16 protein-coding genes are annotated in these 20859 nt (G+C 70.8%); 3 read left to right on the top strand and 13 right to left on the bottom strand.

Annotated features, from left to right (window positions below):
* Positions 1–50: 50 nt before the first annotated feature.
* The 3 genes from ACFZBP_RS03815 to ACFZBP_RS03805 all read right to left on the bottom strand — a co-directional run bounded on the left by ACFZBP_RS03815 (position 51) and on the right by ACFZBP_RS03805 (position 2242).
* Positions 51–662: a WHG domain-containing protein gene (locus ACFZBP_RS03815; RefSeq protein ID WP_391409644.1), complete on the bottom strand. Its 612-nt coding sequence runs from the start codon at positions 660–662 to the stop codon at positions 51–53.
* A gap of 69 nt (positions 663–731) precedes the next feature.
* Positions 732–1391 carry a response regulator gene (locus ACFZBP_RS03810; RefSeq protein ID WP_383446420.1) on the bottom strand — a complete coding sequence of 220 codons (660 nt, stop codon included), beginning with the start codon at positions 1389–1391 and terminating at the stop codon, positions 732–734.
* Positions 1388–2242, bottom strand: coding sequence for a histidine kinase (locus ACFZBP_RS03805; RefSeq protein WP_391409641.1), 855 nt, complete (start codon positions 2240–2242; stop codon positions 1388–1390). The genes ACFZBP_RS03810 and ACFZBP_RS03805 overlap by 4 nt, the downstream gene beginning before the upstream one ends.
* A gap of 139 nt (positions 2243–2381) precedes the next feature.
* Here ACFZBP_RS03805 and ACFZBP_RS03800 point away from each other — a divergent pair, with 139 nt between their 5' ends.
* Together ACFZBP_RS03800 and ACFZBP_RS03795 are read left to right on the top strand one after the other, a co-directional pair.
* On the top strand, positions 2382–3089 hold the full coding sequence (locus tag ACFZBP_RS03800; RefSeq protein WP_383446428.1) for an ABC transporter ATP-binding protein: 708 nt from the start codon (positions 2382–2384) through the stop codon (positions 3087–3089).
* A complete protein-coding gene (locus tag ACFZBP_RS03795; RefSeq protein WP_391409639.1) occupies positions 3086–5401 on the top strand; it encodes an FtsX-like permease family protein in 2316 nt (771 codons plus the stop codon). The genes ACFZBP_RS03800 and ACFZBP_RS03795 overlap by 4 nt, the downstream gene beginning before the upstream one ends.
* A 27-nt stretch (positions 5402–5428) precedes the next feature.
* Here ACFZBP_RS03795 and ACFZBP_RS03790 read toward each other — a convergent pair whose 3' ends face one another.
* Positions 5429–6748 (bottom strand): jacalin-like lectin, encoded by a 1320-nt coding sequence (locus tag ACFZBP_RS03790; RefSeq protein ID WP_391409637.1) that lies wholly within the window; start codon positions 6746–6748, stop codon positions 5429–5431.
* A 259-nt stretch (positions 6749–7007) separates the two neighbouring features.
* Here ACFZBP_RS03790 and ACFZBP_RS03785 point away from each other — a divergent pair, with 259 nt between their 5' ends.
* Entirely contained in the window at positions 7008–9026 is a 2019-nt protein-coding gene (locus tag ACFZBP_RS03785) for a calcium-binding protein (RefSeq protein WP_391409635.1), read from the top strand.
* 103 nt (positions 9027–9129) lie between these two features.
* Here ACFZBP_RS03785 and ACFZBP_RS03780 read toward each other — a convergent pair whose 3' ends face one another.
* From ACFZBP_RS03780 to ACFZBP_RS03740, 9 genes are all read right to left on the bottom strand, one after another.
* On the bottom strand, positions 9130–9939 hold the full coding sequence (locus tag ACFZBP_RS03780; RefSeq protein ID WP_383446441.1) for an ABC transporter permease: 810 nt from the start codon (positions 9937–9939) through the stop codon (positions 9130–9132).
* Position 9940: 1 nt separating this feature from the next.
* Positions 9941–10747 carry an ABC-2 family transporter protein gene (locus tag ACFZBP_RS03775; protein WP_391409634.1) on the bottom strand — a complete coding sequence of 269 codons (807 nt, stop codon included), beginning with the start codon at positions 10745–10747 and terminating at the stop codon, positions 9941–9943.
* Between the two features lies 1 nt (position 10748).
* Positions 10749–11756 (bottom strand): ATP-binding cassette domain-containing protein, encoded by a 1008-nt coding sequence (locus tag ACFZBP_RS03770; RefSeq protein ID WP_391409633.1) that lies wholly within the window; start codon positions 11754–11756, stop codon positions 10749–10751.
* Positions 11757–11894: 138 nt separating this feature from the next.
* On the bottom strand, positions 11895–14768 hold the full coding sequence (locus ACFZBP_RS03765; protein ID WP_391409632.1) for a glycoside hydrolase family 2 TIM barrel-domain containing protein: 2874 nt from the start codon (positions 14766–14768) through the stop codon (positions 11895–11897).
* Positions 14769–14795: 27 nt separating this feature from the next.
* Complete coding sequence (locus ACFZBP_RS03760) at positions 14796–15692, bottom strand: ABC transporter permease subunit (RefSeq protein ID WP_391409631.1); 897 nt, start codon at positions 15690–15692, stop codon at positions 14796–14798.
* Positions 15689–16654, bottom strand: a complete 966-nt coding sequence (locus tag ACFZBP_RS03755; protein WP_391409630.1) for an ABC transporter permease subunit — start codon at positions 16652–16654, stop codon at positions 15689–15691. The genes ACFZBP_RS03760 and ACFZBP_RS03755 overlap by 4 nt, the downstream gene beginning before the upstream one ends.
* A 20-nt stretch (positions 16655–16674) precedes the next feature.
* The gene (locus tag ACFZBP_RS03750; RefSeq protein WP_391409629.1) at positions 16675–17940 is read right to left on the bottom strand and encodes an extracellular solute-binding protein; all 1266 of its coding nucleotides are present in this window, start codon (positions 17938–17940) and stop codon (positions 16675–16677) included.
* 192 nt (positions 17941–18132) lie between these two features.
* Positions 18133–19380 (bottom strand): ROK family protein, encoded by a 1248-nt coding sequence (locus ACFZBP_RS03745; protein WP_391409628.1) that lies wholly within the window; start codon positions 19378–19380, stop codon positions 18133–18135.
* A 125-nt stretch (positions 19381–19505) separates the two neighbouring features.
* Positions 19506–20759 (bottom strand): FAD-binding protein, encoded by a 1254-nt coding sequence (locus ACFZBP_RS03740; RefSeq protein WP_391409627.1) that lies wholly within the window; start codon positions 20757–20759, stop codon positions 19506–19508.
* Between the last annotated feature and the right edge of the window lie 100 nt (positions 20760–20859).

Raw genomic sequence — 20859 nt, 5'->3', positions numbered from 1 at the left:
GACCGGCTCCCTCCCCCGTGGCGGAGTGTGACCTCCGCGAAGCTTCCAGTCTAAGTGGTCAGCGTGGCACCTGGGGCGGGGTGTCGGCCCTGCCCGCCGCGCGGCCAGTTCACGAGCGCCACGTGCAGGGCGTCGACAGCGCGCTCCCAGGACTCCTGCACGGCCCGGGGAGCGCCGAAGGCGCCCGTCGACTCCAGCGCGCAGTAGCCGTGGAAGGTGCTGCGCAACAGGCGGACGGCGTCGGTGAGATCGGGTTCGTCCAGGCCGTACGCGCGGAGCACGCCGTACGTGATCTCGGCGGTACGGCGCATGGCGGGGGAGTCGGCGACGAGGGACTGGTCGATCCGGATCTGGGTCGCCGCGTAGCGGCCCGGGTGCTGGAGGGCGTACTCCCGGTAGGCGTCGGCGAACGCCCTCAGCGCGTCCTTGCCCGCCCGTCCCGCGACCGCCAGCGCGATCCGGTCGATCATCTCCCCGCCCGCGAGCAACGCCATCCGCGTCCTGAGATCCTGAAGGTTCCTGACATGCGAGTACAGGCTCGCGTCCTTCACGCCGAACTGCCGCGCCAGAGCCGACAGACTGACCTTCTCGAAGCCGACCTCGTCGGCCAGGTCGGCGGCGGCCGAGGTGATGCGGTCGGCGGTGAGACCCGCTCGGGGCATGGGGGACCTCCGTTGCTGTGGGGGCTAGTTTATTGCCTAAAACCCCTAGGACCCCGAGGTCGGGGGGGCTCAGTCCGGTCCCGGCTTCACCAGGCCCGTCTCGTACGCCAGCACCACCGCCTGCGCCCGGTCGCGCAGACCCAGCTTCGAGAAGATGCGGGCCACATGGGACTTCACGGTCGCCTCGCTGAGGGTGAGGTGCTCGGCCAGCTCCGTGTTGGACAGGCCCCGGCCCAGCAGGGTCAGGACCTCCAGCTCCCGTGGGGTGAGCGCGGCCAGGGAGGTGGGTGGCGGGGCCGCGGGGGCCGTGGCCGCGAAGCGTTCCACCAGCCGGCGGGTGATGGAGGGGGCGAGGAGCGCGTCGCCGGTGGTGACCAGGCGTACCGCGGCCGCCAGGTGCTCCGGGGTGACGTCCTTGAGCAGGAAGCCGCTCGCTCCGATCGACAGGGCCGTGTACACGTACTGGTCCAGGTCGAAGGTGGTGAGCATCAGCACCCGGCAGTCGGGGGAGTGCCGGAGGATGCGGCGGGTCGCCTCCAGGCCGTCCATCGTCGGCATCCGGATGTCCATCAGCACGACGTCCGGCGCAAGCTCGCGTGCGAGCGACACCGCCTCCGCGCCGTCCGCGGCCTCGCCCACCACATCGATGCCGCGTGAGGTGAGGATCAGCCGGAAACCGGTCCGGATCAGCGTCTGGTCGTCGACGACCAGCACCCGGGGCGCCGTCACGGGCGGTCCATCGGGATGCGCGCCCGGACCCGGTACCCGCCGCCGAGGCGCCGACGGGCGTCCAGGTCACCGCCGTACACCGCGACCCGCTCCCGCAGCCCCAGCAGCCCGCGCCCCGTCCCCTGCCGGGCCACCGGCGGCGGGGCGTCCCCGGTGAGGACGCTCGGGCCGGTGCTGAGGACCTCCACGCGCAGCGCGTGGTCGGCGTAGCGCACGGTGACCTCGGCCTTGCCGCCGTCGCCGTGTCTGAGGGCGTTCGTGAGCGCCTCCTGGATGATGCGGTAGGCCGTGACGGCGATGCCCTGCGGGAGCGGGCGGGGTTCGCCGGAGACCCGGACCTCGACGGGCAGGCCCGCGAACGAGACCCGGTCGACGAGTTGGCCCAGCCGGTCCAGGCCCGGCTGCGGGGTGAGGTCGGCCGCGGCGGCGTCGTCGCGCGGGCCGTCGTCCACGTCGTCGTCCTCGCCGCTCGGCGACGGTGCCAGCAGCCCCAGCAGATGCCGCAGGTCCGTCATCGCGCCCCGCCCCGCGTCCTCCACCGCCCGCAGCGCCGCCGCGGCCTCGTCCGGCATCGTGCCGAGCACCTCGCGGGCCGCACTGGCCTGGACGACCATGAGGCTGACGTTGTGGCTGACGATGTCGTGCAACTCGCGGGCGATCCGGTCCCGTTCGGCCGCGACCGCGGCCCGCGACGCGCGCTCCCGCTCCAGTTCCAGCAGCCAGCCGCGCTCCCCGACGGCGTCCCGCCAGCGGCGCCGCGTCCGCGACAGCGCGACACCCAGCACGAGAACGGCGGCACACGCCAGCGCGAGCGCCACCACGAGGCCGTTCGTCTCCCAGTCCTCCCCCATGGGGTTCACCCTGGCAGACGATCACCGTGTCCGCATCGGCCCGGGGATGCAGGCCCTGCATCCCCGGGATGAGACGAGCGGCCGGATGCCATCCGGGGAGGGATGCCCGGACCCGGTCCCGCCTCGTAGCGTCCTGTCCATGGTCACTGAGGACAGCAGGGGAGAGGTCGTCGTACGGCTCGACGGCGTGCGCAAGGAGTACGGCGAGACGGCGGCGTTGGCCGGGGTGTCGCTGGAGATCAGGGCCGGGGAGGCGGTCGCGGTGATGGGGCCGTCGGGGTGCGGGAAGTCCACGCTCCTGAACATGATCGCCGGGCTGGACCGGCCCACGGGCGGTGAGGTCGTCGTGCACGGCGAGAACGTGGGGGAGCTGAGCGAGAAGGGACTCGCCCTGTACCGGCGCCGGCGGATCGGCATGATCTTCCAGTTCTTCAACCTCATCGACGACCTGTCGGCCCTCGACAACGTCGCCCTGGCCGCCCAGCTCACCGGCACGCCCGCACGACAGGCCCGGCGACGCGCCCTGGAACTCTTCGACGAGCTCGGCATCGCCGACCGGCAGCGCGCCTACCCCGCCGTGCTCAGCGGCGGCGAACGCCAACGCGTCGCCGTGGCACGGGCGTTGATGAACCGCCCCGCCCTGCTGCTCGCCGACGAGCCGACCGGCGCCCTGGACAGCGGCTCCGGGGAACAGGTCATGGACCTGCTGCTCGACCTCAACCAGATCGGCCAGACCCTGGTGCTGGTCACCCACGACGAGCATCTCGCCCGCCGCTGCGCCGGCCGGCTGATCGAGTTCGGAGACGGCCGGGTCACCGGCGAGCACACCCTGGAGCCGTCCGCATGAGGGCCGTGTGGCGCGCCGCCCGCGCGGCGGTACGGCGGCGCAGGCTCCAGACTCTCGTCATCGCGCTGGTCACCCTGACCTCGACGGCGGCCATGGTGGTCGCCCTGGGCCTGCTCGACGCGGCCTCCGCCCCCTTCGACAGGGCCTTCGACCGGCAGCGCGGCCCGCACGTCGTGGCCGCCTTCGACCCCGCGGAGGTCTCCGACGCACAGCTGGCACGGGCCGCGCGGAAGCCCGGCGTCGAGGCCGCCGCCGGTCCCTACGCCCAGGCCACGGTCGAACTCCCGGACGGCAGCATGAGTTTCGGCCTCGGTACCGAGATCACGGTCGTCGGCCGCGCCGAACCCGAGGGCCCCGTGGACCGGCTGGACCTGTGGGCGGGCCGCTGGGCCACCCGGCCCGGCGAGATCGTCCTGAACCGGCAGTCCGACTGGACCGCGGACGATCTCGGCAAACGGCTCCCGATGCCCCCGGGCGGCCCCGCCCTCACCGTCGTCGGGTTCGCCTTCGACCTGAGCCGGACCGCCGACGCCTGGGTCGCGCCCGCGCAGATCGACGCGCTGCACCCGACGGCCACCCAGATGCTGTTCCGCTTCCCCGACGCCTCGAGCGACGACCGGCTGCGCACCCGACTGGCCGCGGTGACCGACGGTCTCCCGGCGGACGCGCTCACCGCCGCACGGTCGTATCTCGCCCTGAAGCACCAGGTGAGCAGCTCGGCACGGGCGTACACGCCCTATCTGATGGCCTTCGGCGTCCTCGGCATCGCGGTCGCGGTCCTCATCATCGCCAACGTGGTCAGCGGCGCCGTCATCTCCGGCTTCCGGCACATCGGCGTGCTCAAGGCGCTCGGCTTCACACCGGGGCAGGTGGTCGCCGTCTACCTCACGATGATCTCCGTGCCGGCCGCGGCCGGCTGTGCGCTCGGTACCGCCGCGGGCAACCTGCTCGCCCGCCCCTTCTTCGGGTTCGTGTTCACGGGCCCCGACGCCGGGGTCTTCCACGACACCGTAGGGATCGCCCCCTGGATCAACGCCGTCACGCTGCTCGGCATGCCCGCCGTGTGCCTCCTCGCCGCGCTCGCCCCGGCGCTGCGCGCCCACCGGATGTCGGCGGCGCGGGCGATCAGCGCGGGCAGCGCCCCGCGTGCCGGGCGCGCCCTCGGCGTCCAGCGCCGGCTGGCCGGCAGCAGGCTGCCGCGCTCGGTGAGCCTGGGCATGGGTCTGCCGTTCGCCCGGCCCGGGCGCAGCGCCCTCACGCTCGCCGCCGTCGTCCTCGGCGTCACCACGGTCACCTTCGCGACCGGGCTAGCCACGACGATGACCCGGTTCGGCGAGGCCGGCCGGGACGCCTACCAGGTCACCGTGTACGCCTCGAACTTCAAGAACGGCAAGGAGATCAGGCCGGAGCACGACGACCGTGAACTCGCCTCGCTGCTCGGCGGGTTGCCCGGCGCCACCGAGGTCACCGCCCGGGCCTCCGTCGACGTACGCCTCGTGGGCTCGGCGCATCCGGTCGTCCTCGAAGGGCGGCGCGGCGACCGTACCCGGCTGGACGGCGTGCTCACGGACGGCAGGTGGTCGCGGGGCGGCGGCGAGATCGTGGCCGGTTCGGCCTTCCTGCGGCAGAACGGCGTGCGGGTCGGTGACCGGGTCGGTCTGGAGAAGGGCGGCCGCATCGAACGGGTGCTGGTCGTCGGGGAGTTCATGGAGAGCAACGCCCGGGTGGTGGTCGCCGACTGGCCGACGCTGACGGCGCTGGCACCTGACGAGAAGCCCATCGCCTACCACGTCCGACTCCGCGAGGGCACCGACCCGGCCGCCTACGCCCGCGCCGCCCGGGCGGCCGACCCTGGGATCACCCCGGACGTGCGGGGCGCGAACACGATCACCCAGACGATCGTCGGCTCCGCCACCGCCCTCACCCTGATGCTCGCCGTCGTCGCCGCACTGGGCGTCTTCAACACGGTCGTCCTCAACACCCGTGACCGCAGGCGGGACTTGGGCATGCTGAAGTCGATCGGCATGACACCACGTCAGGTCACGGTGATGACGGTGACGTCGATGGCGGTCCTCGGCGCGATCGGCTCCCTGCTCGGTATCCCGCTGGGCATGGCCGGCCACCAGCTGGTGATCCCGCGCATGGCGGGAGCCGTCGACCTCACCCTGCCCGCCCACATGACCGACGTCTGGCAGGCCCCGGTCCTGACCGCGCTCGCCCTCGCGGGGCTGGCGATCGCCGTGCTGGGCGCGCTGGTTCCGGCACGGCGGGCGGGGCGGCTGACGGTGGCCGAGGTGCTGCGCAGTGAGTGAGGTGACGGCTCCCGCGTACGGCGGTGATCAGCCGATCGGCGCGTACAGCACCCCCAGCTTGTCGACCTCGCCACCGGCCCGCCCCGTGAACCCGACGATCTGCCAGCCCGAGGGTGCCGTGAAGGTCCTGGCGTCCGAGGTCGCCGTACCGGAGGACAGCGTGCGGCCCTTGTCGGTCGTGAAGGCGGCCGAGAAGATCCGGGTACGGCCGTCCTTCTGGCCCTGCGTCAGCCTGGCGGAGGTGAGGTGCTCGCCGGAGGCCAGGGTCAGGGACGCGGCCGTGCCGCCCGTACCGCCGTGCGCGAGGGTCGCGCCGCCGTCGTGCGTGAGGGACACCGCGTCCAGGCGGGAGGCGCCGCGCAGCGTGAGGGTGCGGGGCGAGGGGGTGGCCGGCAGGTCGTCGGCGTCGTTGAAGGCCGTGCCGTGCGGGCCGCCGAAGAAGTCGCTCGCCTTCAGGGACGGGGCGAGGGTGTAGGAGAAGTCGACGGCGTGCGGGAAGTGGTCGGACAGGTTGCCGCCCGCTGAGTCCAGGAACGACGCCCACTCGTTGTTGTACCGGGTGGCGTTCAGCGTCAGGAGCTCGCTGCCGCGGTAGAGGACCTTGTCGACGACCTCGCAGTCGTTCGGCGGCGCCGACGTCGGACACAGCAGCGCGTCCGCGCCCTGCGTCGGCCGGACGCCTCCCTTGGCCAGCTGTACCCACGCGTCGGTCAGGCCGTTGTCGTCGGCGAGGGTACGGATGTTGTCGCCGCTGCGGGTGTACCGGGTGTTGGTGTCGCCCATGACGATCACCGCGTTGCCGGACGAGTTCGCCTGGATGAAGTCCGACAGCTGCTCGACGTTGGCGCGGCGGGCGGCCAGCGCGTCCTCTGTGTCGTCGGCGTTGGTGTGGACGTTGTAGAGGTCCACGAAGACGCCCTCGGCGAGGCGGACCCGGGCCAGCGAGAAGCCCTTCGGGGTCAGGCAGTTGGTGCCGGTGCACTTGTTCCACTTCACCCGTTCGAAGTCCTCGAACGGATGGTCCGACAGCGTGTTGAGACCGTCGCCGAAGGGCACGCCGCCGCTGGTCGCCGTGCGGTACGGGTGGTTGTCGCCCGCGTACAGGGCCGCGTGGTAGTTGAAGTCCTCCTGGACGTTCACGATGTCGTACGCCGCCAGCCGCGGCGAGATCAACGGGGTGTTCTTCTCCGGATTGCCGGAACTCAGGCCTTCCGGCAGTCCGGCGACGTTGTACGTCAGAACGTTGAAGGTGCCGGTGGTGGCGGCCGCCGCGGGGGCCGAGCCGGTGGTGGTGAGGCCGGTGAGGGCCAGTGCGGTGGCGGCGAGGGTGCCGATCAGTCTTCTCATGGTGGGGGTGTCTCCGATGAGCGACGAAGAAAAATGAGTGCTGTTCAGGTTCGACGTCAACCAGCGTGACGCACAAGGGCTGTTGGGGAAACAGTGAGGGACGTGGCGTTCCGCCGTGTCCGGGGCGCCCGGCCGCCGTCCGCCTGCCCGGCACTATCGTCGGACCGATCACCCCGCAGGGTGGAACTCTGCGGCCCAGTGAGCCGATCCACTGGCCAGCCCCCGGCGACGGCCGTGCCGCATCCGGACCCTGACGCTCATGTCCATCCTTGTTCCCCTGAGGGGATCCCTACGTGCCCTGGCCGCCCTGGCCATGGCGCTGGCGTGCGTCGTCGCCGTACCGCACGCCGCGTTCGCCGCACCCGGTGACCTGGATGCCACGTTCGGCACCGGGGGACGGGTCAGCATCAGCACCGCCAACTACGCCGAGGCCGAGGACGTCGCCGTCCAGCCCGACGGCAGAATCGTCTCGGTCGGATGGGAGCAGGACCCCGAGTACCTCGACGCCGAGTTCGCGCTGACCCGGCACAACGCCGACGGCAGCGTCGACACCTCCTTCGGCGGCGGCGACGGCCAGGTGGTGACCGACTTCGAGAACGGCAACGACGTGGCCCAGGGCGTGGCCGTCCAGCCCGACGGGAAGATCGTCGTGGTCGGCCGTCACCAGGAGACCGACGACGAGTTCGCGGGCTGCTGCTGGTTCACGGTGGCCCGCTACAACGCGGACGGGAGCGTCGACACCTCCTTCGGGGGCGGCGACGGCTGGGTCAGCCCCGGCCTGGCAGGCGGGGCCGAGGACGCGGCAGGGGTCGCGGTGCAGCCCGACGGGAGGATCGTCGTGGGAGCCCGGGCCGGCGGCTGGTTCGCGGTCCTGCGGTACCTGCCCGACGGGAGCCCGGACGGCACGTTCGGCGGCGGTGACGGCCTGACCATCACCACGTTCTCCGACACGGGCGGCGGCGCCGCGACCGCGCGGGACCTGGCCCTCCAACCCAACGGGAAGATCGTCATGGTCGGCTACGAGGGCGAGAGCTTCTTCGACCTCGCCGTGGCGCGCTACAACCCCGACGGCAGCCCGGACACCACCTTCAGCGGCGACGGCGAGCTCACCACCGACCTGGGCGGCTACAACACCGCCGACTCCGTGGTCGTCCAGTCCACCGGCAGGATCGTCGTCGGCGGATACAGCGCAGGCCGCTTCGCGCTCGTGCGCTACAACCTCGACGGCAGCCGCGACACCGGCTTCGGCACCGGCGGTGTCGCGAGCACGGACTTCGGCGGCACGGCCGGCGTGGACGACCTCGCGATCCAGTCCGACGACCGGATCATCGCCGGCGGCAGTGGGCAGCCCGGTGACTTCCTGCTCGCCCGCTTCAACGCCGACGGCACTCTCGACACCGGGTTCGGCACGGACGGCCGTACCACCACCGACTTCGGCTCCGGCGACCGGCTGACCGCGCTCGCCCTCCAGTCCGACGGCAGGCTCGTCGCCCTCGGCAACAGCGGCAACGGCCTGCGCGTCATGGCCCGCTACCTCGGCGGCGTCGGCACTCCGCCGCCCCCGCCGCCCGCCGGCGTCGACCTGTCGGTCACCAAGACCGGCACGAGCACCGTCAGCATCGGCGAGCGTGCCACGTACACCGTGACGATCGCCAACAACAGCACCACGACCTCGGCCACCGGCGCGAGCCTCACCGACACGCTCACCGGTCCCGCCGCCACCGTGGTCTCGGCCACCCCGGGCCAGGGCACCTGCACCACCTCCGCCACCGGCGCCACCTGCGCCCTCGGCACCCTCGCCGCCGGCGCCCGCACCACCGTGACGGTCGTCGTCGAACCCAGGGCCACGGGAACCCTCACCGACCGGGCCACCGTGACCGCCGCCCAGAGCGACCCGGACACCGCCAACAACACCACTACGGCCCCCACCACGGTCAACAACGCCCGCGGCTGCACCCGCATCGGCACCAGCGGCAACGACAGCATGACCGGCACCAGCGGCACCGACGTCATCTGCGGTCTCGGCGGCAACGACACGATCAACGCCGGATCCGGCACCGACACGGTGTACGGCGACTTCGGCAACGACCAGGTCGACGGCGGCCTGAACAACGACACCCTGAACGGCGGCCCCGGCGGCGACACCCTGCTCGGCAACTCCGGCAACGACCGCCTGGTCACCGTCGACAACGTCTCCGCCAACGACACCGCCAACGGCGGCCTCGGCACGGACGTCTGCACGACGGACCCCGGGGACACCCGGATCAGCTGCCCGTAGCCCCCGACGGTCCGGCAGCCCCACGGCCACCCGTGCACCCCCGGCGGATCGCGCCGGGGGTGCACGGGTGCCTCGCCGCCGCCTCAGCGGGGTGGGGCGAGCGTCATCCGTTCACCCCCGAGTAGTGCCCCAACGCCCACCGCCACAGCCACCGAGCCCCCAGATACGCCACCAGCCCCAGCAGGGGCGAGGACGCCGCCAGCCAGTAAGGGACGGACGTGTCGTGGCCCGTGAGGACCGCGGCCGGGAAGTACGCGACGAACGCGAGGGGGAGGGCGAAGGTGAGGAATCCGCCTACCGCCTTCGGCAGGACGTTCAGCGGATAGCTGCCGAAGGTGCCGAGGAGCTCCTCCAGCCAGCGGCCCCAGTAGTCGGCGGCGGGATAGCGCAGGCAGGCGGCGGCCACCGCGGTGAACAGGGCCGCCTCCAGGAGCATCCCGCCGATCACCGCGGCGATCAGGTACGAGACGCGGCCCGCCGACCAGTCCAGGGTGCTGCGGCTGAGCGCGCCCGCCATCAGGCCCGCCGCGACCGTCAGGTCACCGATCGCGTTGGTCGGGAAGTAGGCGAGCTGGACCTGGCGGTGCACCGGCATCGGGCGGAGCAGATAGATGTCGATCCGCCCCTCCTGGACCTGGCGGCCGATGAAGTGCATCCGGCCCAGGAACAGCACGAACAACCCGTGCGCGAGCATCCGGACCGCCGGGATCAGCAGCACGTCCGAGCTCTCCCAGCCACCCATCCCGGTGAACCGGGCCAGCAGCACCGTCGCGAACACGATCACCGACATCTGCCAGATCGCGCCGATCGCGATGTTCAGCAGGAACTCGGTGCGGTACTCCATCGAGGAGCGGACGTTGAGCAGCGAGATGCGCCAGACGAGACGCAGGGACTTCACGGCTTTCGACGTCATCTCAGCCTCCCTGCGAGATCACGCGTCGCGCGGCCCGCCGCCACACCCACCGGGTGAACAGCGCCAGCAGCACCACCCAGGCGGCCTGGACGGCCAACTGGGCTCCCGCGTCGGACAGTTCGATCCGCCCCACGTAGATCGACAGCGGCACGCTCAGCGTCGCCTGGAAGGGCAGGAAGCCGCTGACCGTGATGAACCAGTCAGGGAAGAACCACAGCGGCGCGTACACCCCCGACAGCAGGTTCTGCGCGAAGATCAGGATCAGCATCGCGGAGTTGTTGCGGATGGTGAAGAAGCACATCTGGTCCAGCAGCAGCATGACGTAGTACAGGACCCACTGGCCCAGCAGCATGCTCACGGCGAACACCCCTGCCACGGCCGCCGACCCGGGTGGTTCCACCACCCCCGCGGCCAGGCAGACCACGTATCCGAACAGCGCCCACACCAGCCCGTACAACTGCTCGCCGAGGGCGCGCACGGCGTAGTAGCGCTGGGGCGGCAGCGGACGCAGGTACCAGTAGACGATCGTGCCGAAGTGCATGTGCTGCAGCACCGTGTCCCGGCCCGCGTACTGGTCCAGCTCCCGCAACCGGGAGGCCAGTACGGCCAGGACGGCGTACGTGACCGCCTGGTCCCGGGTCAGCCCGGCCGTGGTGCCGGTGTGGGAGTAGAGGCCGCGCCACAGCGACGCCACCAGGACCACCTGGACGGTCAGCCGGAGCAGGACGGCCGTCATCCGGGGCGGCGTGTGCAGTTCGCCGAGCGGCGTGACGCGGGCGGCGCGCCAGCCGTGCAGTACGGACGCCATCTCAGGCTCCTTCTGCCACGGTCTCGGCATGCACGTACGCGGCCCGCATCACGTCCTCCAGGTCCGCCTCGTCGAGCGCCAGGTCCGTCACCTCGTACCGCTCGATCACCCGCTTCAACGCCTGGTGCACCGTCGGCGCGTCGGCGCCGTCCGGACCGAAGACCGCCTTCGGGCCCTCCCGGCGCAGCAGCGCGATCCCGGGCAGGGAGCCGACCTCGGTGTGCGGGTCGGCGAGCGTCACCCGCACCTGCCAGGTCGAGCCGAACTCACGGCGGATCTCGTCGAGCGTGCCGTCCAGCACGAGCCGGCCGTGGTTGATCAGCACGACCCGCTCGGCGAGCCGCTCGACCTCCGTCATGTCATGGGTGGTGAGCAGCACCGTACGGCCGCGCTGCTCCACCTGGTGCCGCAGGAACTCCCGCACCTGCTCCTTCACCACCACGTCCATGCCGATGGTGGGTTCGTCGAGGAAGACGACCGGCGGGTCGTGCAGCAGAGCGGCCGCCAGGTCGGAGCGCACGCGCTGGCCGAGCGAGAGGTGGCGGACCCGGGTGTCCCAGAAGGACGACAGGTCGAGGAGGTCGTCGAACTCCCGCAGTCGCGCCCCGTGTTCGGCCCTGGGCACCTCGTAGATGTCCCGCAGGATCGCGAACGACTCGCGTACCGGGAGGTCCCACCACAGCTGGGTGCGCTGCCCGAACACGGTGCCGATGTTCCGGGCGTTGCGCTCCCGTTCCTCGTACGGCACGACCCCGGCGACCCGGGCCTCGCCCGCGGTCGGGGTGAGGATGCCGGTGAGCATCTTGATGGTGGTGGACTTGCCGGCGCCGTTCGGGCCGAGCAGGGCGAGGAGTTCGCCGCCGGCTACGGAGAACGACACGTCACAGACCGCGTGCTTGGCGACCTTCTCCGGGTTGACCAGAGAGCGCAGCGCACCGGCGAAGCCGGGGCGGCGGACGGTGGTGTGGAAGGTTCGGGACAGACCGCGAACCTCGATACTGCCAATCAAGTGGCATCAACTCCCTTGCTGTGCACGCAGAGCGCGGCCGGCCGGCATCGCTGCCGACCGGCCGCACACGACCCTCTGAACGCTGTCGGAAAGTCGATCAATCGGTCAATCGATTTGCAGTTTTCTCACCGTGGCTTCTCACTCGGGGATCGAAAACACGAACGAGAACTCGGTGGGCTCGGCCTTCAGGAAGTACTGCGGCAGCGGGCCCGGACCGCAGGACTGCGAGCCGATGCCGTGCTGGCCGTGGTCGAGGTTCACCCAGACCGTGTCGCCCGGCGTGAGGTCGGTCAGGTGCCGGGCGGCGTCCAGCTGCTCGTTGGTCCAGCGGCGGGCGCTGAACCAGAACTCCGGGGCGCCGTCGATCCGCAGCCCGCCGAGCTCCACCCAGCGGACGTCGGCACGGGCGCCGTTCTCCTGCGGGCGGACGTACGGCGTCTGGAGCTCCTCGATGCTCGCGTCCCATTGCAGCAGCTTCGCCGCGGCCTTGGTGTCGGGGTACGCCTCACCACCGCTGCCGAACCAGGACGCAGAGTCCGTGGACGCAGCCGGCAGCCCGAAGCGGACGCCGAGCCGGGGCAGCGGCACCTTCCAGTCGCCCTCCGGAGTGACCGAGACGGTGAGCCGCACGCGCGTGCCGTCGGACGTCCACCGGTACACGGTGCGCAGGCCCACCTCCCGGGCGGCGGGCGCCACCCGGGTCCGGACGATCAGCGCGTCGCCGTCCGACTCCACACCCTCGATCCGGTGGCGCATGCGGTGCAGGCCCAGCTGCCGCCACAGCACGCCCCACCGGGTGTCGTCCTGCCAGGACGCACCCTCGTCGTTGTCGGTGGTGGCGCGCCACACGTCCAGGCGCAGCCCGGTGACGTCCACCCCGCCGATGGACCGCAGGGCACCGCTGCGGGCGTCGAACGTGGCCGGGCCGAGCGTGATCCGGTCGCCGTCGGCCGTGGGCCCGGCACCGGTGGCGGCCGGGAGGGCAGCGCGCGGCGCGACCGTCCGCTGTGCCCACGCCACCTCATGGCCCTCGCCCGCCCAAGGGGTGTCCTCGGCGAGCAGCGCGCGGACCGTCCACTGGACCTCGTCGCCGTCGCCGTCGGGCGCGGCAGCCGGCAGCTTGACCTCCGCCGACTCTCCCGGTGCGAGCGGCGGCACGGCGAGTGTGTGCGCCCCGGTGGGGAATCCGTCCACCTGATACGAGAACTCGAACCGGAGGTGCGAGAGATCGCCGAAGTCGTACGCGTTCGTCACGCGCACCGTGCCGTCCGCGCCGTCGCCGTCGATCCGGATGGGCTCGATCACCTTCTTGTACTCGACGAGCCCCGGCGACGGCGTCCGGTCCGGGAAGATCAGCCCGTCGCAGACGAAGTTGCCGTCGTGCAGCTCCTCGCCGAAGTCACCGCCGTAGGCATAGCCCAGCTCCGGGTGCTTGACGCCGTGGTCGATCCACTCCCAGATGAAGCCGCCCTGGAGGCGCTCGTACCGCTCGAAGATCTGCTGGTAGTCGGCGATCCCGCCCGGGCCGTTGCCCATGGCGTGCCCGTACTCGCACTGGATGAAGGGCAGTTCACGCCTCTTGCGCGTTCCGCCGTCCAGGCTCTGCCCGATGCGCTCGACCTCCTCGTGGGAGGCGTACATCCGCGAGTACACGTCGGTGTCCCGGCAGTCCCAGTCGCCCTCGTAGTGCACGAGCCGCTCGGGGTCCCGGCCGTGGATCCACTCGGCCATGGCGGTCAGGCCGCGCCCGGTGCCCGCCTCGTTGCCGAGGGACCAGAACACGATCGACGGGTGGTTCTTGTCCCGCTCGACCATCCGGGCGGCGCGGTCCAGCAGGGCCGGGGTCCAGCGGTCGTCGTCGACGGGGTTGTCCCGCCATGCCTGCTCGGTGAAGCCGTGGGTCTCCAGGTCGCACTCGTCGATGACCCACAGGCCGTACTCGTCGCACAGGTCCAGGAAGGCCGGGTGCGGCGGGTAGTGCGAGGTGCGCACCGCGTTGAGGTTGTGCCGCTTCATCAGCAGGACGTCCTCGCGCATGGTCTCCAGGTCCAGCGCGCGGCCCTTCTCGGGGTGCCACTCGTGCCGGTTGACACCCTTGAAGAGGATCGCCTTGCCGTTGACCTTGACCAGGCCGTCCTCCAGGACGACCGTACGGAAGCCGATCCGCAGCGGCACCCGCTCGCCGGCCGTGACCAGCTCGCCGTCGTACAGCTTCGGCGACTCCGCCGACCACGGCTCGACCGCGACCGTCACCGGCTCGCCGGTCGCGACATCGATGTCGAGGGCGGGCACGGACACCCGCCCGTCGACGTCGGAGTCGACGCGCAGGGTGCCCTCGCCCGTGGTGTGGTCGTAGGAGGCGTGCACGAAGAAGTCGCCCGCGCTGCCCGTCGGACGGTGCAGCAGGGTGACGTCACGGAAGATGCCCGGCAGCCACCACTGGTCCTGGTCCTCCAGGTAGGAGCCCGCCGACCACTGGTGCACGCGGACGGCGAGCACGTTCCCGGCCGGCTTGAGCAGCTCGGAGACCGCGAACTCGTGCGGCAGCCGGGAGCCCTTGAACTCGCCGAGCTCCGTGCCGTTCAGCCAGACCCGGGCACAGGACTCGACACCGTCGAAGCGCAGGACGGCACCGCCGTCGGCCGGCCAGTCCGCGGGCAGGTCGAAGACCCGCACGTGGTCACCGGTCGGGTTCTCCGTCGGCACGTGCGGCGGGTCGACCGGGAAGGGGTAGAGGTGGTTGGTGTAGATGGGCGACCCGAACGCGCCGTCGCCCTGCAGGACCCAGTGGCCGGGGACCGTGACCTCGGCCCAGTCCCCGGCGTCGTACCCCTCGGCGGCGAACGAGTCGTCCTCGGCGTCGGCGGTCGCTGACAGCCGGAACCGCCAGCTGCCGTTCAGGGACAGGGACCGCGCGTCCGAGGCGGCGTACCAGGCGCGGGGCGCGAGGGCCCCGGTGCCGGGCGAGACGTCCTCGACGTAGTCGACGGAGGGGGTGGTGCGGAAAGACATCGGTCTCCAGCTCTTGAGAGAAAGGCGTCAGCCCTTGATGCCGGTCTGTGCGATCCCCTGCACCAGCCAGCGCTGGAGGAAGAGGAACACGAACACCAGGGGCAGGATGGAAACGGCCGTCGCCATGAAGATCATGTGGAAGACGACGGTCTGGTTGGTCATATAGCTGGACAGCGCGACCTGCACGGTCCACGAACTGGGGTCCTGCCCGATGACCAGCGGCCACAGGAAGGCGTTCCAGCCCGCGATGAAGGTGATGGTCGCCATCGCGGCGAAGAAGTTCAGCGAGTTGGGTACGACGACACGCCAGTACGCGCCCCAGTAGCCCAGGCCGTCCATGCGTGCCGCCTCCTCCAGTTCCTTGGGGAACCCCAGGAAGTACTGCCGAAAGAGGAAGCAGGTGAAACCACTGAACAGGCCCGGGATGATCAGGCCCCGGTAGGTGTCCACCCAGCCCAGCGAGGAGACCAGCACGAAGCTCGGCACGAAGGTGACCGCGGTCGGGACCATCAGGGTGCCCAGGACGGCGTAGAACACCTTGTTCGCGTGCTTGTACGGGATACGGGCGAGGCCGTAGCCCGCGAGGGAGCACACCAGCAGGACGCCGACGGTGTGCAGGGTGGCCACCACCGCCGAGTTCCACAGGGACTGGGCGAAGGGGACCGTCTCGTCGCCGAAGAGCTCGCTGATGTTGCCCCACTGGATGTCCGTGGGGAAGAACTTCCAGGTCTCGCCGGTGATCTCGGCGTCGGTGGAGAGGGCGTTGCGGACGAGGATGTAGAACGGGATCAGGAAGAGGAAGGCGGCGACGCCCGTGGCGATGTAGAGCCCGGTGGAGCTCATCACGCCGTTACCGCGCCTGACGCGGCTGGGTGGTTCCGACTTCGGTGCGGACTTGCGCACCTTGGGGATGGTGGTGGTCACTTGGACTCGTCCCCCCTTCCGAAGCCCATGATCTTGCCCTGGAGCAGGGTCACGGCACAGATCAGCACGGTCAGAATGAGTGCGCCCGCGCTGCCGGCGCCGTAGTCCTGGCTCTCGCCCAGGGCCTTGTAGTACAGCTCCATGAGGGGCGGGCGGCCCCAGGTGGTCTTCGACAGCAGGTTGAAGAACTCGTCGAAGGCCTGGTAGGCGGCGACGAGCAGCAGCAGGATCACCGCGGTGGACGTGGCCCGCAGCTGGGGCAGCGTGATGTGCCAGAAGGTCTGCCAACCCGACTTGGCGCCGTCGATGGCGGCGGCCTCGTACAGCTCCTCCGGGATGTTCTGCAGCGCGGCGATGAACAGGATCATGTAGAAGCCGGACTGCAGCCACAGCCGGGCGGTCACGATGACCAGCCAGTACCAGGGCGGGTTGGGGTCGATCAGCCAGGCGATGTTCTCGATCCCGAACCAGCCGAGGACCGTGTTCATCAGGCCGAAGCGGACGCCGCTGAAAATGGACATCTTCCAGATGAGCGACGCGGCGACATAACTGACCGCGGTGGGCAGGAAGAAGACCGAGCGGAAGAACGCCCGCATGAAGCGCATCCGGTTCACCAGCAGGGCGAGGCCCAGCGAGAGCGCCCAGGTGGTGGGCACGATGAACGCGGCGAAGACGGTGAAGGTGCCGAGGGAGCCGACGAAGTCGTCGTTCGTCAGCATGTACTTGTAGTTGTCGAACCCGACGAACTTGTCCGGGGTGACGGTGAAGCGGGCCTCGAAGAAGCTCAGCCAGAGGCTCCAGAGGATCGGCGCGTAGACGAAGATCGCCAGACCGATCAGGAACGGCCCGGTGAAGAGCCAGAAGGTGAAGGTGGGGCTGCCCCGCAGACCCCGCCGCGGCTTGGCCGAGGAGGCCTTCGCCGAGGCGGGGCTCGCGAGGTCGAGCTTGGTGGTCGTCGACATGTCGTGGTCCGTCCCGCGGCCTATCCGAACAGCTTCTTGAGCTCGCGGTTGACGGCCGTGTCGCACCTGTCGAGTGCCTTCTCCGGGTCCATGTTCTTGCGGACGGCGTTGGCGAAGACGTCCTCGAAGGCGGTACGCATGGCCTGGGTCCAGCCGATGTTGTCGAAGTGCCCGAACTCGTTGAAGAGGCGGACGCCCTCAGCGGCGTTGCCCGACTTGAGCTTGTCCGCCTCCTTGGCGAGCGACGCGCGCGGCGGGATGTGGAAGCCGTAGGAGGTGGCCCAGTCCTCCTGGTACTCCTTCTGGTCGATCCACAGCCACTTGACGTACTCCTTGGCCGCGTCGACGTTCTTGCCCTTGGCGTTGACGAACATCGACCAGCCGCCGTTGTAGACCGACTGCTTGCCGTCGTCCGTGACCTTCGGGAAGGGGAAGACACCCCAGTCGTCGCCGAGCGCGTCCTGGATCGCCGGCATCGCCCACATGCCGCAGAACTGGATGGCGCACAGACCCTGGTTGAACGAGGAGGGGTCCCAGGACTCGGTCGGGGCGCCGAGGAGGAGGTCGCCGCTGGTGAACAGCGTGCGCATCTTCTTCAGACCCTCGACGACACCGTCCGTGTGGTAGGCGATCTGGTTCTTCTCGTCGAGGTGCTGGGCACCCGCCGACCAGATCAACGTGTCGTTGACGCTGTGCAGGTCGTTGCCCATGTACAGGCCCTTGACCTTGCCGGTGGTGAGCTTGGCGGCGGCCTCCATCAGCTCGTCGAGCGTGGTCGGCACCTCGACCTTGGCCTTCTCCAGCATCGACTTGCGGTAAAAGAAGAACTGCGGGTCGTCGATCATCCGGACGCCGTATATCTTCCCGTCGACCGTGTGCGACTTGATGTCGGCCGGGTTGAAGTCGTCCTTGACCGGGTCGATGATGTCGGTCAGGTCCGCCACCTGCCCGCTCTTGACCATCTGGATCTGCGGGTGGAACTCGAAGAGGTCCGGGGCGTTGTCGGTGAGCAGGGCCGAGAAGAGCTTGCTCTCGAAGTCCGCGCTGGTGATCCACTGCGTGGTCACGTTGGCTTCCTTGTACGCCTTCGCGTACCGCTTGATGGCCTGCTCGGTGCCCGCCTCGCCGTAGGCGTGGAACATCTGCACGAGGTTCGTGCCCGAACCGGACCCGCCACCGCGGCCGTTGTTGCCGCCGCACGCGGCGAGTCCGCCGGCGGCGGCCAGTCCGAGCGCGGCCCTCAGTGCGGTGCGGCGGTCGAAGTTCCTGTTGCTCAATGCCGACATGCTGACGTCCTTGTCTCGAGTACGGCTTGCGGCTCTGCGCCCGTTGCCTGTGGCTGGAGCGGCTCAGCGCCAGTTGGCTCAAAGGGGGTTGCGGTGCGGGACGTTAACCTTCGGCTAAGGCTTCGGCAAGGGGTTGGACGAAGTCTGTGCGAAGCGTTGTGCAACGTTCGGCATGCCGGACGTGACGGGGGGCTAGGGAGACGGTGCGGTACGGCTCCGGGCGGGCGCGGCGGTCCGCTTTGCCTGCCTCTGTCCCACGGACTGCAAGGCGCCCTCGAGCGCGAACGTGGCCGCGCCGAGGCACACCGGGTCGGTGGGGATCGGGGACAGGACGATCCGGGTGGCGGCCATCGGCCGGGGCAGCGCGTGCCGGGCGACCGCCTCGCGCACCTCGGTGACCAGGGGTTCGCCCAGGGCGGCCGCGACCCAGCTGCTGAGCACGACCACCTCAGGGTTGAACAGGTTGACCAGGTCCGCGATGCCGGCGCCGAGGTAACGGACGGTGTCGCGAAGCGCCTTGAGCGCCACCGGATCGCGTCCCCGCAGTCCCCGGGCGAGCGCGTCGATGGTGGCTGTCTGGTCCTCCGGGTGCAGCAGCGCGCTGTCCGCGCTCAGCTCCCGCAGGGTCAGCATGATCCCGGACGCGCCGACGTAGGCCTCCACACAGCCGTGCCTGCCGCACCGGCACAGCCGGCCGTCCAGCACGATCGTGGTGTGCCCCCACTCGCCGGCGCTGTTGCTGACACCCCGGTGCAGCCCGCCGCCCAGGACCAGGCCGGCGCCCACGCCGGTGCCGAGGTTGACCACCACGGCGTCCCCGCTCCCGCGTGCCGCCCCGAACCACAGCTCGGCCACCGCGCTGGCCCGCAACGGGTTGTCCAGGTACAGCGGGTAGGCGATGTGCTCGGTGAGCAGCTCCAGCAGCGGCACGTCGTGCCAGTCCCAGTTGGGCGCGTACTCGGAGATGCCGGTGGCCCGGTCCACCTGCCCCGGCACGCTCACGCCGACGCCGAGGACGCGGGCGCCCTCGATGCCTGCCTGCGCCACCACCGAGCCGACGGCGGCTGCGACATGCCCCACCACCTGCTCGGGGAGGCTCTCACCCGGGCGGACGTCCTCCTCAGCGCGGGCCAGCACATTCAGCCCGAGGTCGAACAGCTCGACATGGACGTACGTCTCCGCGATGTCGACGCCGATCAGGGCGCCGCCGGACGCGTTGACGGCCACGAGCCCGCGGGGGCGGCCGCCGGCCGAGTCCTCGAACCCGACCTCCGTGATCATCCGGAGGTCGAGCAGCTCGCCCACGAGGGTGGCGACCGTTGCGAGACTGAGCCCGGTGGCGGCCGCCAGCTCCTGCCGGGAGGTCGGCGACGCGGCGATGATCTGGCGCAGCACCTCGTAGCGGTTGGCGGTGCGGATGTCGCGTGATGTGCGCTTCACCGGGCGTGTCCCCCGTCCCTTCGCTCAGCCGGGTCGTCGTCGGCACCGGCGCGGCGCAAGGCTATGGCGTGCGGAGACTTTCGACAAGGGGTTAGGAAAGGGGGTTTACGAAGTCTCCCAGCACTTCACTCTCCCAGTATGTCCTGCACGAAGGCGTTGGCGAATTTCCGACCCGGGTCCAGCTCCCGCGCCAGCGCCCGGAAGTCGTCCAGCCTCGGATACCGCCCGCCCACCACCTCCGGCGGCACCATGAACACCTTCCCCCAGTGCGGCCGCGGCTCGAAGGCGTCCAGCGCCTCCTCCAGCCGCCGCACCACCGGCAGTACGGCGGCGGTGTCCTCGACCCAGGTGAAGTGCAGCGCCACCGTGTCCCGCCCGTACGAGGGGCTCAGCCACTGGTCGTCGGCGGCGACCGTCCGCACCTCGCAGGTCTGGAGCACGGGGGCCACCGTCTCCCGGATCCCGTCGATGGCGCGCAGCGCGTCCACGGCGTACCGGCGCGGCAGCAGGTACTCCGACTGCAGCTCCGCCCCGCTGCTCGGCGTGAACTCCGCCCGGAAGTGCGGCAGCCGCTCGTGCCACGGCCCCGGCACACCGAACTGCTCCGTGCAGTTGACCGCCGGCATCCCCGGCACCGGGTGCAGCTTCTCGGTGGCGGGCGCGGCCCACGGGAAGTCGGGCAGCGGCCGGTCGGTGCGCCGCTTGAGCCACACCTGCCGAAAGCCCGGCGCCCGCCAGTCGGTGAACAGGCTCACGCTGTACGCCGACGCCATCACCGTCTCGAACGACGCCGGATCCAGCCCCTCCAACGGCAGCTCGGTGAAGACATGCTGCTCGACGTCGAAGGACGGCTCCAGGCCGAGAGTGAGCGCCGTGACGACACCGAGGGCCCCCAGCGAGGTGACGGCACCGCCGAACCGCGCGTCGTCCCGCCCGATGACCACCACCGTCCCGTCGCCCGTGACCAGCTCCACCTCCCGCACGGACGAGGCCAGCGCGCCGTTGCCGACGCCCGAGCCGTGTGTACCGGTGGCGACCGAGCCGGCCACCGAGATGTGCGGCAGGGACGCCATGTTGGGCAGCGCGAGCCCGTGCGCGTGGACCGCGCGGGCGAGCTCGGCGTACCGTACGCCGCCCGACACCCGGACCGTACGGGCCGTGCGGTCCACGTCGATCACCGGCGGCAGGCCGGCGATCGACAACAGGAGCCCCTCGGGGCCCGGCTCGGCGATCGCGTTGAACGAGTGCCCGCTGCCCAGCACCCGCACCTTCGAGCTCCCGGCCACCAGCGTGCCGATCGCGTCCAGCGAGTACGGGCGGTGCAGTTCCTTGGCGGTGTAGGTGATGTTGCCCGCCCAGTTGGTGATCGTCTCCGTCATCCCTCGCCGTCCTCCAAGGTGAGTGCGTGTGCGTTGACCCTCTCATTCGCGGCTGCCTACGGTGGAGACCGCTATAGAGACCGCTTTCTCACCTCTGTTT

The organism is Streptomyces sp. NPDC008086, assembly GCF_042957325.1.
Taxonomy (GTDB): Bacteria; Actinomycetota; Actinomycetes; order Streptomycetales; family Streptomycetaceae; genus Streptomyces.
This window is presented reverse-complemented; position numbering and strand designations above follow the sequence as displayed.

Coding starts and splice junctions, on each gene's coding strand:
- ACFZBP_RS03755 (WP_391409630.1), bottom strand. CDS start 16,654: ATGTCGACGACCACCAAGCTCGACCTCGCGAGCCCCGCCTCGGCGAAG.
- ACFZBP_RS03765 (WP_391409632.1), bottom strand. CDS start 14,768: ATGTCTTTCCGCACCACCCCCTCCGTCGACTACGTCGAGGACGTCTCG.
- ACFZBP_RS03780 (WP_383446441.1), bottom strand. CDS start 9,939: ATGACGTCGAAAGCCGTGAAGTCCCTGCGTCTCGTCTGGCGCATCTCG.
- ACFZBP_RS03795 (WP_391409639.1), top strand. CDS start 3,086: ATGAGGGCCGTGTGGCGCGCCGCCCGCGCGGCGGTACGGCGGCGCAGG.
- ACFZBP_RS03785 (WP_391409635.1), top strand. CDS start 7,008: ATGTCCATCCTTGTTCCCCTGAGGGGATCCCTACGTGCCCTGGCCGCC.
- ACFZBP_RS03815 (WP_391409644.1), bottom strand. CDS start 662: ATGCCCCGAGCGGGTCTCACCGCCGACCGCATCACCTCGGCCGCCGCC.
- ACFZBP_RS03800 (WP_383446428.1), top strand. CDS start 2,382: ATGGTCACTGAGGACAGCAGGGGAGAGGTCGTCGTACGGCTCGACGGC.
- ACFZBP_RS03775 (WP_391409634.1), bottom strand. CDS start 10,747: ATGGCGTCCGTACTGCACGGCTGGCGCGCCGCCCGCGTCACGCCGCTC.
- ACFZBP_RS03740 (WP_391409627.1), bottom strand. CDS start 20,759: ATGACGGAGACGATCACCAACTGGGCGGGCAACATCACCTACACCGCC.
- ACFZBP_RS03750 (WP_391409629.1), bottom strand. CDS start 17,940: ATGTCGGCATTGAGCAACAGGAACTTCGACCGCCGCACCGCACTGAGG.
- ACFZBP_RS03790 (WP_391409637.1), bottom strand. CDS start 6,748: ATGAGAAGACTGATCGGCACCCTCGCCGCCACCGCACTGGCCCTCACC.
- ACFZBP_RS03805 (WP_391409641.1), bottom strand. CDS start 2,242: ATGGGGGAGGACTGGGAGACGAACGGCCTCGTGGTGGCGCTCGCGCTG.